This is a genomic window from Polaromonas sp. P1_F8, from assembly GCF_056405635.1.
Map to the genome: position 1 here is coordinate 1,073,610 of NZ_JBFUBS010000001.1, position 14,950 is coordinate 1,088,559.

The 14,950-nt window shown below is 58.6% G+C and carries 15 protein-coding genes; all 15 read left to right on the forward strand.

The window, feature by feature from the left end; genetic code table 11:
• Window positions 1-3: 3 nt before the first annotated feature.
• The 15 genes from pilV to AC1D1J_RS05090 all read left to right on the forward strand — a co-directional run bounded on the left by pilV (window position 4) and on the right by AC1D1J_RS05090 (window position 14,946).
• Window positions 4-597: a type IV pilus modification protein PilV gene (pilV, locus tag AC1D1J_RS05020; protein WP_477685326.1), complete on the forward strand. Its 594-nt coding sequence runs from the start codon at window positions 4-6 to the stop codon at window positions 595-597.
• Window positions 594-1,541 carry a PilW family protein gene (locus tag AC1D1J_RS05025; RefSeq protein WP_477685325.1) on the forward strand — a complete coding sequence of 316 codons (948 nt, stop codon included), beginning with the start codon at window positions 594-596 and terminating at the stop codon, window positions 1,539-1,541. Before pilV ends, AC1D1J_RS05025 begins: the two co-directional genes overlap by 4 nt.
• On the forward strand, window positions 1,538-2,122 hold the full coding sequence (locus AC1D1J_RS05030) for a pilus assembly PilX family protein (protein WP_477685324.1): 585 nt from the start codon (window positions 1,538-1,540) through the stop codon (window positions 2,120-2,122). The genes AC1D1J_RS05025 and AC1D1J_RS05030 overlap by 4 nt, the downstream gene beginning before the upstream one ends.
• Window positions 2,119-6,825: a pilus assembly protein gene (locus tag AC1D1J_RS05035; protein WP_477685323.1), complete on the forward strand. Its 4,707-nt coding sequence runs from the start codon at window positions 2,119-2,121 to the stop codon at window positions 6,823-6,825. Before AC1D1J_RS05030 ends, AC1D1J_RS05035 begins: the two co-directional genes overlap by 4 nt.
• Before the next feature lie 22 nt (window positions 6,826-6,847).
• Window positions 6,848-7,285: a type IV pilin protein gene (locus AC1D1J_RS05040; RefSeq protein ID WP_477685322.1), complete on the forward strand. Its 438-nt coding sequence runs from the start codon at window positions 6,848-6,850 to the stop codon at window positions 7,283-7,285.
• 278 nt (window positions 7,286-7,563) lie between these two features.
• Window positions 7,564-7,893, forward strand: coding sequence for a hypothetical protein (locus AC1D1J_RS05045; protein ID WP_477685321.1), 330 nt, complete (start codon window positions 7,564-7,566; stop codon window positions 7,891-7,893).
• A 44-nt stretch (window positions 7,894-7,937) separates the two neighbouring features.
• Window positions 7,938-9,050, forward strand: coding sequence for a bifunctional diaminohydroxyphosphoribosylaminopyrimidine deaminase/5-amino-6-(5-phosphoribosylamino)uracil reductase RibD (gene ribD / locus AC1D1J_RS05050; protein WP_477694030.1), 1,113 nt, complete (start codon window positions 7,938-7,940; stop codon window positions 9,048-9,050).
• A gap of 240 nt (window positions 9,051-9,290) precedes the next feature.
• Window positions 9,291-9,950, forward strand: coding sequence for a riboflavin synthase (locus AC1D1J_RS05055; RefSeq protein WP_477694031.1), 660 nt, complete (start codon window positions 9,291-9,293; stop codon window positions 9,948-9,950).
• Window positions 9,951-9,953: 3 nt separating this feature from the next.
• The gene (ribBA, locus tag AC1D1J_RS05060; RefSeq protein ID WP_477685318.1) at window positions 9,954-11,060 is read left to right on the forward strand and encodes a bifunctional 3,4-dihydroxy-2-butanone-4-phosphate synthase/GTP cyclohydrolase II; all 1,107 of its coding nucleotides are present in this window, start codon (window positions 9,954-9,956) and stop codon (window positions 11,058-11,060) included.
• A 38-nt stretch (window positions 11,061-11,098) separates the two neighbouring features.
• Window positions 11,099-11,563, forward strand: coding sequence for a 6,7-dimethyl-8-ribityllumazine synthase (gene ribH / locus AC1D1J_RS05065; protein ID WP_477685317.1), 465 nt, complete (start codon window positions 11,099-11,101; stop codon window positions 11,561-11,563).
• Between the two features lie 38 nt (window positions 11,564-11,601).
• Entirely contained in the window at window positions 11,602-12,117 is a 516-nt protein-coding gene (nusB, locus tag AC1D1J_RS05070) for a transcription antitermination factor NusB (RefSeq protein WP_348045906.1), read from the forward strand.
• A gap of 25 nt (window positions 12,118-12,142) precedes the next feature.
• Window positions 12,143-13,339 carry a pyridoxal phosphate-dependent aminotransferase gene (locus AC1D1J_RS05075; RefSeq protein WP_477694032.1) on the forward strand — a complete coding sequence of 399 codons (1,197 nt, stop codon included), beginning with the start codon at window positions 12,143-12,145 and terminating at the stop codon, window positions 13,337-13,339.
• Complete coding sequence (locus tag AC1D1J_RS05080) at window positions 13,336-13,782, forward strand: tol-pal system-associated acyl-CoA thioesterase (protein WP_477694033.1); 447 nt, start codon at window positions 13,336-13,338, stop codon at window positions 13,780-13,782. Before AC1D1J_RS05075 ends, AC1D1J_RS05080 begins: the two co-directional genes overlap by 4 nt.
• A 13-nt stretch (window positions 13,783-13,795) precedes the next feature.
• Window positions 13,796-14,488 carry a protein TolQ gene (gene tolQ / locus AC1D1J_RS05085; protein ID WP_457280238.1) on the forward strand — a complete coding sequence of 231 codons (693 nt, stop codon included), beginning with the start codon at window positions 13,796-13,798 and terminating at the stop codon, window positions 14,486-14,488.
• A 17-nt stretch (window positions 14,489-14,505) separates the two neighbouring features.
• Entirely contained in the window at window positions 14,506-14,946 is a 441-nt protein-coding gene (locus tag AC1D1J_RS05090) for a biopolymer transporter ExbD (protein WP_457280237.1), read from the forward strand.
• The last annotated feature ends 4 nt before the right edge of the window (window positions 14,947-14,950 follow it).

Genomic DNA, 14,950 nt, shown 5'->3' on the forward strand with positions numbered 1-14,950 from the left:
ACCATGAAACAGAAACAAAAAATCCAGTTATTCCATCGTCACGAGCGCGGCGCCACACTGATTGAGGCTCTCGTCTCGATTCTGGTCTTGTCGCTGGGCTTGTTAGGTATGGCCAGTTTGCAGGCGAATGCGCTGGCCTACCAAAAATCCTCCTGGGCAATACACCGAATTGCCGAGCTGACCGGCGACATCGCCGAGCGCATCAGGGCGAACCCTCTTGGCGCCACCAATAACTACTACACCTACACGGCCAACTACACAACCGCCAAGGCGGCAAACATCACCAGCAATAACTGCCGCACCTCGGGCGCTGCCTGCACAACAGCGCAGATTGCCGGTGACGACTTGGCATCGTGGCTGGCAAAAGCGCAAGCAGCCCTTCCCGGAGGCGCCGTCAATCTTGAGGGTGCCAGCAATACCGGCTTTATCGTTACAGCCATGTACATGGACAAGGAGTTTGTTAACGCCTCAGGCGTCCTTCAATCGTCCACCGCTTGTACCAGCACAACCAGCGGCATCGCCTGGCGAAATTGTTGCCCGGCAGCGGCAGCAGTGCCTGCAGGGGTCCGGTGCTTTAGAACCGACATCATTCCATGAGCACGACCATGCGCCCCATTCAAGCTTTACGGAGCTCCCGGCCGAGACAAAACTCGGGCTTGACATTGATCGAGTTGATGGTTGGTCTGGTCATCGGACTTGTCCTGGCCATCGTTGCCTCGTCAACCTATCTGTATTCCAAGCAGGCCTTCAACGCAGTCACCGAAAACTCGCAAATGGAGGAAAGCGGCCGATTTGCGCTGAACCTGCTCGCGAGAAATATTCAAAGCGCCGGATACGTTTCCATTGACCCCAACGCCAATGGGCCACAAGGCCCGAGCGATTTAAAAATCCGTGGCTGTGATTTTGGGATGGCCAATCCTAAAGCAGCAACATCGGCCGCAGACCTGGCGTGTTTGAGTTCTACCCCGGTAGGCACCACACGATCCGCCTCCATTGGTGTCTTCTACGATACCGACGCGAACAACACCTCCGGTGCGAAATTTCAGGGTTTCGATTGCCTGGGAAATGCACCGGTCACCGTTGCAAGTGTTCCCGCAGGTGGCAGTCCGACTTACGAGGTGAGGTCGTATTTCTTTATTTCCACCACGACGGCCCAGACGCCCTATGGAACCACCACCATGGGACAGTTGAGCTGCGTCACGGACCCAACAACGGCGGCGGGAGCCACCGCGACATTCCAGGCACAGCCACTCATCCCCGGTGTCCACCAGATGGCCGTAACGTACCTGACGGCATCCGACATAGATAAAAATGCGGCGCAAACCGGCAACACAGCCGCCGCCCTCGACACCGCAGATAACTGGAAGGGTGTGGTGGCTGTAGAGGTGTGCGTACTGACCAAATCCATCCAGGCGTCGGGCAACGACACAGCGACGCAAGTTACTGATTGCTATGGAAACAGTTTTACACCTCCACCCTCACAGAGTTTTCGACGGTTTACAAGCATTGTGAACTTGCGAAACAGGACACCATCAGCATGAAGAGCACTCATCATTTTCGTTGGGACATGCCGCCACGCACCTCGAGTCAACGGGGGATATCGCTGGTCATTGTCATGATCTTTCTGCTAATTCTGAGCGCTCTCGGAGTTACCGCGATGCAAAGCTCGACCTTCTCAGCGCGGATCGCAGGAAACGAGTCTGATCGTAATTTGGCCTTTCAGGCAGCCGAAGCGGCTTTGCGTGACGCGGAACTGGATATTAAAAACACGCGCGTCGATGGCTCGGCGTGCGTAGCATCCGCTGCCGGCTGCCGGCCCGAACTGATTAACCGCGGCGACGGCTTCGACACGACTTGCCCTTTAGGCAGATGTGACTCCAAAGCCATGGTGACCCCGGTGTGGGAAGACACCACCAAGTGGGCCACCGGCGGTGCAAGCGTCGCTTACGGCACCTACACGGGTGCGGTGGCACTTCCTGTGGTGGCACAACAGCCGCGCTATTTACTTGAATACTTTCCCCTGGGCGACTCCACCGTCTATCGCGTCACGGCCGTCGGTTTTGGCGCAAACACGTCCACCCAGATCATGCTTCAGTCCGCAGTTAAGGCACTCCCTATATGACTACTACTCACGGAATATCTTGGTTTAAAAAACAAACCGTTTATACCTGGCTCAGGGAGCGTTTCAAACTCGTACTGCTGCTGGGCAGCGCTTTGCTGGCATTGCAAACGCATGCGGTGAACTTCACGCCTTTGCCGCCTTTTCTTTCAGAGATAAAAGGCGCGCCCATGGTCATGCTCAACATGTCGCGCGACCATCAGCTTTTCTACAAGGCTTACAACGAATATTCCGACCTTGACGGCGACGGTGCTCCAGAGACCCAATACAAACACGCTTACAAGTACTACGGTTACTTTGACAACCAGCGCTGCTACCAGTACAGCACCACCAACAACCGATTTTTTCCAACCCGGCAGGTGGCCAGCGACGGCTATTGCAACTACACCGGCGGAAGCTCGGAATGGAGCGGCAATTTCATGAACTGGGCAACCATGACCCGCATGGACGTGGTCCGCCGGATTCTCTACGGCGGGTTCAGAAGCACGGATGATTCGATCGTTTCAGGCACGTCATTGACGGTGCTGGAGCGTGCCCATTTGCCGACAGATGCCCATGCGTTCGCGAAATACTATGTGGGTGCAGACATCAACAAACTGACGCCTTTTACGAAGGCCGAAATCACGCTGTGCAATGCCTCCTTCAGCAATACTGCTGCACCGTCCATTCTTGTTGCGGATGGCAATTATTCGCTGTGGAACGCCAACGAACGCTGGCAGTGTTACTGGAAAGAAGCGTTGCCAACAAACGATGGCACCAAGGGCAAGAACGGAAACGACCCGGCCTTAACAGGGCTGAATGCACAAAGCGATAGCCCGCCCCAAGCTACAAAGGCGCTGGGGACCGGGTATGCAGCAGGCAGCTATACCGCCAGGGTGGAAGTTTGCAAAACCGGCTTGACCGGCGGATTCACCTCCGACGAAGATGCACGCTGCAAACTTTATCCACTGGGAAATTACAAACCTGTTGGCCTGCTCCAGAAATACGGCGAAAGAAATGAGGCCGCTTTTGGGTTGATGACCGGAAGTTACGACAAAAACATATCGGGTGGCGTGCTGCGCAAAAATGTGGCGTCGTTTACCGATGAAGTCGATATTGACGATGGCCAGTTCAAGAACTTCAACGGCATTGTCACCACGCTCAACAAGCTCAAGATTTACGGATACAGCTACGCCGACGGTACGTATGAAAGTACCGTCGGCAAATGTAATTTCCAGCAGACCGGCTTGATAGACGGGCAATGCTCAAGCTGGGGCAACCCTTTGGGTGAGATGTACCTGGAGTCACTCAGGTACCTTGCGGGGGCGTCGGCCACCGCCGCCTACGTGGCTTCCCCGGCAACCAGGGACAACAGCCTGGGCTTGACCATTACCGCCTGGTCGGACCCTTTTGCGACTTCAACGGTAGCGGCCTTTGGTGACAGGTTGTGCCGCAGAAGCAATATTGTGAACTTCAACGCGAGCGTGACTTCGTTTGACAACGACCAATGGACAGGCGCACCAAGCGTTTCGGGCATGTCTACCACCACGGTGGACACCTATACCAACCAGATCGGCGCGGCAGAAGGTCTGTTTGCTGCCGGGAAAATGTGGCCGATTGGGCGAAATGGTACGGACAACAACGGCTATTGCAGCGACAAGGCGCTGACTTTCTCAGGCGCCACATCCCTCGCCAATGCAACGGGCATCTGCCCCGAAGCACCCACCCAGTTCGGGGGCTACAAAATGGCCGGCGCTGCGCTCTACGCACACGTAAATCCTATCCGAAGCGACTTCACCATTCCGGCCAACAACAGGCGTGCCTTCAGGGTAGACACCTACAGCGTGGCCCTTGCGACCGGCAACCCCCGCATCAAAATCCCCGTGCCAGGCCAAGCTGGAAAGTTCGTCTTCATCTCGCCGGCGTATCGCATGATTCACCCTACCAATGGTGAGGGCGGGGGAACACTGGTCGATTTCAAGGTCGTTACCCAGACCCCAACGGCCGGCAAATACCTCATCAACTGGGAGGACTCCGAACAGGGCGGCGACTATGACCAGGACGTTCTGGGCATTCTTGAATATTCCGTCGTTGGCACAACCATCAGCGTGAAGACTTATGTTGCCGCTGAAGCAACGGTTAACGCCCAAGGCTTTGGTTACGCCATCAGCGGCACCAGCGGCAAAGACGGCGTCCATTTTCATTCCGGCATTGAAAGTTTCGATTACACCGATCCGAAAAATATCACCGTCACACCAGGGTTCCCCGGGAATGCCAACATGAATGCCAGTGGCGGTTGCAACAATTGCGGGGTCGCACAGACCGCAACCACGGCGTCGTACACCATGGTGGGCGTCAGTGGGGAAGAGCTTCAAGATCCGCTGTGGTACGCCGCCAAATACGGCGGTTTTGATCGCGATAAAACGACGACATACACCCTTGGCGCCATTCTCCCGGCCGACCACTGGGACAATAAAAAAGCCGATGGATCGACGGGCGCCGACGGCACCCCCGACAACTTCTTCTACGCCGTTGATCCGGCGCAGCTGGAAAAATCGCTGGACCAGGTCTTTGCTACCATCCTGAAGGCCGGTGGCTCTGCTCCAACCGCCACACCAGCGCGAACCGATGCAGGCGGTTATGCCTTCCAGGCGACTCACAGCATCAAGGCCGCCAACGCAAGCACTGACGCTGACGCCAGCGGCCAGTTTTTCCGGTATAGCTTCCAGAGCGACGGGAATCCTTCGACCACGGCAGATTGGGATGCCGGCGCAAGACTAACCATCCAGAACTGGGATACGGGACGAAAAATACTCTCCTTGACCGGTACAGGAACCATTCCCTTCAGATGGGCCAACCTGAACACAGCACAGCAAACGGCATTGCGAACCAATCCCCAAACCGGGGCAGTCGATACGGTGGCAATAGGGCAAAACCGCCTGACCTGGCTTCGGGGCGACAATACCAATGAAACCACGACAGGTGGTTTACGTAAAAGGCCTACCACCAAACTCGGAGCAATCGTCAACTCCACGCCGTGGTACGTGGGGCCACCCTCTGCCGGCTATACCAATACGGCTTATGGAGGCGGTTACAGCACATTCAGAACAACGAATACGGCTACCAATGCGGTTTTTGTAGCGGCCAATGACGGGATGTTGCATGCCATCAATGTCGCAAACGGGGACGAGTTGTTTGCCTATGTTCCGCGCGCGCTTTATTCCACATCTGGAACCGCGCCGTATTCCAAGCTGTCGGCAATCACCGACAAGAACTTCGCCCTCGCTTCGGGAACCAGCAGCGTCAATATGGACGGAAGCTTGATGGCTGCCGACATGAAAGTCGGAGGAACCTGGGCCACCTATCTCTTTGGAACATTCGGTCGAGGCGGCAAGGGGGTCTACGCCCTGGACGTCACCAAACCGCAAAATGTGACGGAAGCCTCCACCTCGGTGGCCAAATGGGAATTCAGTGAAGCGACCGGCGACCCTGATATGGGTTACATCGTGGGCCGCCCTTCCACAAGGTCTAATGGGCAACCATTCCAGACGGGTTATATGGCCAACGGAAAATGGGCCGCCATTTATGGCAACGGCTACAACAGCACCAGTGGCAAAGCAGCGCTGTTCATTCTCTTTGCCGATGGTCCAGCCAGCGCGGGCACGACCACCTGGACTGCGGGGACCCACTACATCAAAATTCCTACAGGAACTGCAGGCGACGGACCCAACAACGGGCTCGCGATGGCGACCGCCATCGACACCAACAATGATGGCGTGATCGACGTGGTCTATGCCGGCGACCTGAAGGGGAATGTCTGGAAGTTTGATGTGAGCAATACCAACCCGGCACTCTGGAAAGTTGCGACTACCAGCAACGTGCCGCTTTACCAGGCCAGCACGACAATCACTGGCAGTACAACCGTCGTGGTTCAACCGATTACCACGGTGGTTCAACCCTTCCCTCATCCGGACGGCGGTTACCAAATTGTGTTTGGAACGGGTAAATCCCTTGAAAGCACCGACTACCCGATGTCAGTGTCCTTTTCCAACACCGTCTATGGCATTTACGACCGCCCCGGCAACACCACCACTCTGACGGTAGGACTCACCGATCTTGTGCAGAAATCAGTCACTTTTGCGGTGACCGGCGAACCCATGGTATCGAACAATCCGGTGAGTTACATCACCAAAAAAGGCTGGTACATGAATCTGCCCTTGCCATCTGACGGCCTGGTATTCAATATGCTGGCGCTCGATTCCAATCGGGTCCTACTGAAATCGCTGGCGCCAGAGGGAACCTCAGACGGATGCCGTGTTGACAGTATCAGCAAGGATTACACCCTGGATCCCATTTCTGGAACTCCTCCCGCCGGCATATTGGATGGGGTACCGGCCATCCCCGGTTTTGTGGTTGCAGGCGGATCTTCGAGTAACAGCTTTGAGATCGCCAGAGGCGGCGTTTACCGGGTACCCACGCCCCCCATCAGCGATACTGCTTGCACCGCAGGAAGCGCCAATTGTGTCTGTAACCCGGCTGCTCCCACCGAGTGCGTGTTGTGCCCAGACCCCGCGACATGCAACCCGAAATGGAAACCCAAAGATCCCAATCAATGCGTATTCCGCAATCTGTCTGCAAAAGGCTCAGGTGGCTTGGATGCGACATTTCGCACTGGCAGTTGTAGCGACGGGCGCCTGACCTGGCGCGAAATCCTGCGCAATCGCTAACCGAGCAATGAGGAAGCTATTTATGAAAAACCAGAACCAGCGCGGATTCACGCTCATAGAATTAATGATCACGGTGGCCATCGTCGGAGTTCTTGCGGCCGTAGCTATTCCTTCGTATTCGGAATACGTCAAACGCGGCAAGCGCGCGGAGGCGCGAGCGGAGGTATTAAAGGCGGAGGGGTGGATGGAGCGGTTTTATACCGAAAATAACAACTACGCCAGCAATCCGCCAACCAACAATACGAATGCGGGTTTCATCGCGCGATTTTCAGTAATACCCAGTACAGGCGGGGCCAATTACTCAGTGACCCTCGCCGTAACGGCTGCAGCCTATACAGTGACTGCCGCACCCATAAATTCGATGTCCGGCGACAAATGCGGCTCATACGTGAAAACGAATTTTGGCTCGATCACCGTACCAAGTGCGAGCGCCAGTGACACTCCGAAATGTCTAAAGTGAAATAAATGTCCTGGCGGTGGAAGTGTGCACTTCTGGTATTGGTGTGCACAGTTCATTTTTTTGTACTTTTTGCCTTTGACTCAAAACACCGCTTATCTCCAGCGGATGGAGTTCGACGTGCGTCCACGCGTTCGATAACCGCATACGCAATACCCGCCTTGAGTGCTGGGGACGTCCGGCAAAGCAAGTTCGAGCCAGCAAAGACCCACCGCGTCGCCCCGCTAGAGTCGCTCGAGTCGTTGCGGCAACCCCCTCCACCCAATGAGCCGCCCAGTACGATGGATCGAGGCGTCACCCTGGATGCCGAGAGCTTTCTGACAGCGGAGGCCGTTGACGAAACTGCCTTGCCCGAAGAGCATTTTGACGAAGTCCTGAAGCAGTCTTTACCCTATGGCCTGGAAGCCATAGAACTGGAAATCTGGATTGACCAAACAGGGACTGCGGTGCTCGTGCAATGTCTTGACCAGGATAATTGCCAGGACTCTTCCGATGGCCTTCAACAATTGCTGGGACTTCGTTTCAAGCCGGCCATCAAAGATGGACTACCGGTTTCGAGTCGAAAACATATTTCAGTTCACATAGCCCCACTGCCAACATTTGGTCTTTAAATGCGGGTTACCAGAGTGTTCCAACGGAACTACCATCTATTCAAATGACCGACAAAGTTCGAACCAGTCTATTGGCGGCGCTTCACCAACTGGCAGTACAGGCATCAGGACTGAGTTCACCCAATCCTGCGGTGGGTTGCATCATTGCTGACGAAGCATTCAAGGTGCTGGGAAAGGGCCATACCCAGCAGGCAGGCGGCCCCCACGCCGAAATCATGGCCCTGCGCGATGCAGCGAATAAAGGCCATTCGGTCAATGGCGCCACCGCCTACGTCACCCTCGAGCCCTGCTCCCACCATGGACGAACAGGCCCTTGCTGCGATGCGCTGGTTGCTGCCGGCATCAAAAAGGTGGTTGCCTCAATAGCGGACCCCAATCCGCTGGTGGCCGGCCAGGGATTTGAGCGCCTTCGGGCCGCCGGTGTGGAGGTGGAGGTCGGGCCGGGCGCCGGGGAGTCCAGGGAACTGAATATCGGCTTTTTCAGCCGGATGGTCCGCAAAACCCCCTGGGTCCGCCTGAAAGTTGCCGCTTCGCTGGACGGCACCACGGCGCTGGCCAATGGACAGAGCCAGTGGATCACCTCGCCCGAAGCGCGAACCGACGGGCATGCCTGGCGGGCCCGCGCCTCCGCCGTACTGACCGGCATCGGCACCCTGCTGGAGGACGACCCTCAGCTGGACGTCCGTCTGGTGGAAACGCCGGTGCAACCCTATCGTGTGATTGTCGACAGCCTGTTGCAAACGCCGGCAGGCGCGAAGATATTCCAGTCGGGCGGCCCGGTGTGGATTTACACCGCCACACGAGGCTCGCCACAGGAAGCCGCGCTGGTCGCCAAGGGTGCGACGGTCACCTGCCTGCCCGACGCCCGTGGGAAAGTGGATCTGGCGGCCATGATGAAAGACCTTGCGCAGCGCGAGATCAACGAACTGCACGTCGAAGCCGGCAGCAAGCTCAACGCATCGCTGATTCGCGGCGGGCTGGTGGATGAATTCCTGGTTTACCTGGCGCCCAGGCTGCTTGGGCCCGGCCAGGGCATGGCCGCCCTGGAACCCTTGCAAACACTCGCCAATGGGCTCGAACTGCAGTTTGTGTCTACCGAGAGGGTCGGGCCCGACCTGCGCATCGTCGCCCGCCTGGCGGGCCGGGACGCTTTTTAGCGCGATGGCGGACATCGGCCTGCCCTGCGAACGCTCGCAAAACGCCCCATATTCGCTATGAAAATAATAGCTGCTTGCGCCCGCCACCATTGGGCTACGGCCATCTTTCCTTAAATAAAGACGTCTGAACCGGCCCGCGGATGCCGCGCAAGCCCTGTGAATCACGGCTGAACGCCCTCTTTTCCGGGCCTTTGGCGCCGTCCGTGCCGCCGCGCCCGGAATCCCTGCGAAAATGGCACCATGTTTACCGGAATCATTACCGGCTTGGGGCGCATCGTCGCCATCCAAAGCCTGGGCAGCTCTTCAGACCACGGCAAGCGCCTCACCATCGAGGCGCCTGCGGGTTACCTTGATGACGTGGGCCTGGGCGACAGCATCGCGCTCAACGGCGCCTGCATGACGGCCACGACGCTGGACCTGCCCCTCAACCGCTTCACCATCGACATTTCCGCCGAATCCCTGGCCAAAACCACCGGCCTGGCGGAAACCGGCCCCATCAACCTCGAAAAAGCCCTCCGTGCGCACGATCGCCTTGGCGGCCACATTGTTTCCGGCCATGTAGACGGCATTGGCAGCGTGATGCATTTCGCCCAGGTGGGCGAAAGCTGGGAGCTGCGCATTCGCGCCCCGCGCGAGCTCGGCAAGTACCTGGCCTACAAGGGCTCCATCACCGTCAACGGCGTGAGCCTGACTGTCAACCGCGTCACCGACCTGGCCGATGCAACGGGTGGTGCGGGCGGCACGGAAATCAGCATCAACCTCATTCCCCACACCGTGCAGAACACCGCGCTGGGCCGGTTGGCAGCAGGCTCCGACGTCAATCTCGAGATCGACCTGATTGCGCGCTATGTCGAACGCATGCTGGGCGACACCCATAACAACATCCCAAAAAAGCCCTGAACCATGACCACTGCCATTTCCCCTGTTGAAGACATCGTTGCCGACATGCGCGCCGGCCGTATGGTCATCCTGATCGATGAAGAAGACCGCGAAAACGAAGGCGACCTGGTACTGGCGGCAGACCACGTTACAGCGGAAGCCATCAACTTCATGGCGCGTTTCGGCCGCGGGCTGATCTGCCTGACCTTGACCCGTGAGCGCTGCGAGCTGCTGCAACTGCCGCCCATGGCCACACGCAACGGCACCAAGCACTCCACCGCCTTCACCGTGTCGATTGAAGCCGCCGAAGGCGTGACCACCGGCATTTCGGCCGCCGACCGTGCACGCACCGTACAGGCTGCCGTCGCCAAAGATGCCAAGGTCACTGACCTCGTCCAGCCCGGCCACATCTTCCCGCTGCAGGCGGTTGACGGCGGCGTGCTGATGCGCGCGGGCCACACCGAAGCCGGCTGCGACCTGGCCGGCATGGCCGGCTGCTCGCCTGCAGCCGTCATTTGCGAAATCATGAAGGACGACGGCACCATGGCCCGGCTTCCTGACCTGCTGCTGTTTGCGGCGGAGCACGGCCTGAAAATCGGCACCATCGCCGACCTGATCGAACACCGCAGCCGCAACGATTCGCTGGTGGAAAAAATCGGCAGCCGCACACTGCAAACCGCCTTTGGCGAATTCACCGCCCATGCCTTCCGGGACAAGCCCAGCCAAAGCCTGCACCTGGCCCTGGTCAAGGGTGCGTGGTCTGCCGATGACGTGGTGTCTGCGCGGGTGCATGAGCCGCTGTCGGTGCTGGACGTTCTTGAGACAGGCCGCCCCATGCATTCGTGGAGTCTTGACCAGAGCCTCAAATACATCGCAGAACAAGGCAGGGGCGTTGCCGTGCTGCTCAATTGCGGTGAAAGCGCGGCGCAATTGCTGGCCCAGTTTGAAGGCACCGCACGCGCCAGCCAGGCACCTGAGCGCGGCCGCATGGACTTGCGCACCTACGGTGTGGGTGCGCAGATTTTGCGTGAATGCGGCGTGCACCGGATGAACCTCATGGGCAACCCGCGCCGCATGCCCAGCATGACAGGTTATGGCCTCGAAATAGTCGGCTACACCACCAAAGACTAGTCACTTCGTTAAACAAAAATCAATCAAAGGGATACACCGTGTTTGGAGCAGAAAAAGGTTCAGGCGACAAGCTTGACGGCAAAAAACTTTCCATCGGCATCGTGCAGGCGCGCTTCAATGAAAGCATTACCAATGCGCTCGCAGAAGCCTGCAAACACGAGCTGTCCGCGCTGGGCGTGCAAGAGGACAACATCAAACACGTCAAGGTGCCCGGCGCACTGGAAGTCCCCGTTGCACTGCAGGCCCTGGCCGAAAGCAACAAATACGACGCGTTGATCGCCCTCGGCTGCATCATCCGCGGTGAGACCTACCATTTCGAACTGGTGGCCAATGAGAGCGGCGCCGCCGTCACGCGCCTGGCGCTTGACTACCAGCTGCCTATTGCCAATGCCATACTCACGACGGAAAACGTCCCACAGGCGGAAGCCCGGCAGGTCGACAAAGGGCGCGACGCCGCCCGCGTTGCCGTCGAAATGGCCAACCTGATCAATGAAATTGCCTGAGCGCCTGCTCCTGCATCCCTTAACCTGACTGGCACTTCATGGCAGACCCCATCACCAAACCCAAACGCCCGCCCCAAACCCGCACCGGCCTGACCGACACCGGCGTCAAAAAGGCTGCGGACAAATCCGCCCGCACCCGCGCACGCGAGTTCGCGCTGCAGGCGCTCTACCAGCACCTGGTAGGCCGAAACGAAGCGGATTCGATTGACGCGTTTACCCGCGACCTCGTGGGTTTTCACAAAGCCGACTCCGCCCACTACGACGCGCTTTTGCACGGTTGCATCGAAGGCGCAGCAACACTCGATGCGGGCATCACGCCCCTGCTGGACCGGCCCATGGCCGAAATATCGCCGGTGGAACATGCCGTGTTGTGGATAGGCGCCTATGAGTTCACCCACTGCCTCGATGTGCCCTGGCGCGTGGTGATCAACGAGTGCATCGAACTTGCCAAAGCCTTCGGCGGCACAGACGGCCACAAGTACGTCAACGGGGTCCTGAACAAAATGGCGCCCTCGCTGCGCGCCGCTGAAGTCGCCGCCGACAAATCCCGATAGGGGCTCGCCCCGTGAAAGGCCAGCCTTGAAAATCGCCCAGCGGGCTCAGCGGATTGAGCCCTTCTATGTCATGGAGGTTGCCAAAGCGGCCTCTGCGCTGGCGCAGGAATTTGCGCACAGCGCATCGCCCATGATCTTCCTGAACATCGGCGAACCCGATTTCACGGCGCCGCCCCTGGTGCAACAGGCCGCAACCCGCGCCATTGAACACGGCACCACGCAGTACACCCAGGCTACCGGCTTGCCGGCACTGCGTGAACGCATCAGCGGCTGGTATGCCTCCCGCTTCGGCGCGCAGGTGGCACCCGGCCGCATCATCATCACGGCGGGCGCATCCGCTGCCTTGCAGCTGGCCTGCCTGGCCCTGATTGAGGCGGGGGACGAAATCCTGATGCCCGACCCGAGCTACCCCTGCAACCGGCATTTCGTCAGTGCGGCAGAAGGCAATGCGGTGCTGGTCCCCACCACCGCCGAAGAACGCTTTCAGCTGACCCGCGAAAAGGTGGAAGCGGCATGGAACCCCAAAACACGCGGCGTGCTGCTGGCTTCCCCGTCCAATCCCACGGGCACCTCGATTGCACCGGAAGAGCTGCAGCGTATTCATGAGTTTGTGCACAACCGCGGCGGCATCACGCTGATCGACGAGATCTACCTCGGCCTGAGCTACGAAGAACACTTCGGCCATTCGGCGCTGGCCATGCCCGGTGAGCTGGGCCAAAGCGTGATCAGCATCAACAGCTTCAGCAAATACTTCAACATGACCGGCTGGCGCCTGGGCTGGCTGGTGGTGCCCGAAGTGCTTGCGCCGGTGATCGAGCGCATCGCACAAAACCTCTTTATCTGCGCCAGTACGGTCGCCCAGCATGCCGCCCTGGCCTGCTTCGAGCCTGAGAGTCTGCAAGAGTACGAGCGCCGCCGCGCCGAATTCAAGGCGCGCCGCGACTACTTCATCCCCGAGCTCAACCGCCTGGGACTCACGGTTCCGGTGATGCCGGACGGCGCGTTTTATGCCTACGCCGACTGCACCGCCGCGGCTGCCCGCCTGGGTGTCAGCGGCAGCTGGGACTTCGCCTTCGAGCTCATGAAGCGCGCCCACCTGGCCGTCACGCCGGGCCGTGACTTCGGGCATGCGGCGCCTGAACAGTTCGTACGGTTTTCCACAGCCAACTCCATGGATCAATTGAAGGAAGCCGTGGCCCGGCTCAAGGCGGTGCTGGCATGAAGCCGGCCGCGCGCGTTTTTTGTTGGCCTCTTAGGGTCTACTGGGAAGACACCGACGCTGGCGGCATTGTTTTTTACGCGAACTACCTGAAATTTTTTGAACGTTCGCGCACCGAATGGCTCAGATCACTCGGTGTTGAACAGCAGCGCCTGAGGGAAAGTACCGGTGGCATATTTGTGGTGGCAGAAACCAGCATCCGCTACCATCGCTCTGCCCGCCTGGACGATGAACTCATTGTTACGGCAAGCCTGGTAGAAGCAGGCCGCGCGTCCATGATAATTGGGCAGCAGGTGCTATTAAAAACAGAGCAAAAAACAGAGCAAGAAGAGGGACAAGCACCCATCTTGCTCTGTGAAGGAAGTATCAGGATCGGCTGGGTCGACGCCGCCAGCCTGCAGCCCAGGCGGATTCCTGCTGCCATTCTTGACAGCCTAAAAACTTGAGCAAAGCTTCAACATGAATCAAGACCTCTCCATCGTCAGCCTCATCCTCAATGCCAGCTGGGTCGTTCAGGCCGTGGTGGCGCTGCTGGTGGGCGTGTCCATTGCCAGTTGGGCCGCCATCTTCAGGAAAATCATTGCCCTGAAAAAAGTGCAGAAGCTCAATGACGAATTCGACCGCGAGTTCTGGTCGGGTACGAGCCTCAACGACCTGTTCGCCGGCGCTGCGCAAAACGCCAAACACTCCGGCCCCATGGAACGCATTTTTGCCAGCGGCATGCGCGAATACCAGAAGCTGCGCGAGCGCCGCATCACCGACGCCGGCACCCTGCTGGACGGTGCACGCCGCGCCATGCGCGCAAGCTACCAGCGTGAGGTGGATGCGATCGAAGCCAATCTCTCCTTCCTTGCCACCGTTGGCTCCGTCTCGCCTTACGTCGGCCTCTTCGGCACGGTCTGGGGCATCATGCACGCCTTCACCGGCCTGGCCGCCCTGGAGCAGGTCACGCTGGCTACGGTGGCACCGGGCATTGCCGAGGCGCTGGTGGCCACTGCCATCGGACTGTTCGCTGCAATTCCAGCCGTGGTGGCTTACAACCGGTTCTCGCACGACATCGACCGTGTGGCCAACCGGCTCGAAACCTTTATCGAAGAGTTTTCCAACATCCTGCAGCGCAACCTGGGCGCCCAATCTCCTTCGGGACACTAAAGCTGTAAGGAGACCGCATGCCAGCAGTCAATTCCCGCCGCGGCCGCAACCGCCGCACCATCAGCGAAATCAACATGGTGCCGTTCATCGACGTCATGCTGGTGTTGCTCATCATCTTCATGGTGACGGCGCCGCTCATCACGCCCAGCATGATCGCCCTGCCCAAGGTCGGCAAGGCGCCCAGCCAGCCGCAGAACCCAGTGCAGATCCTGATCAGTAAGGATGAAACCGTGCAGATCAAGATCAAGACCGACAGCGTGCCCAGCAACGTGCGCAACGTCGCAGGTGACATCGCCCGGCTGGAGCCGGCCGTGAAAGCCGCCGGCGCCGAAGCTGTGCCCGTGGTCATCAGCGCCGACAAATCGATCAAGTACGAAACCGTGGTCCAGGTCATGGACAACCTGCAAAAAGCCGGGGTGTCGCGCGTGGGCCTTTCGGTGCAAACCGGCAACAAGTAGCCAC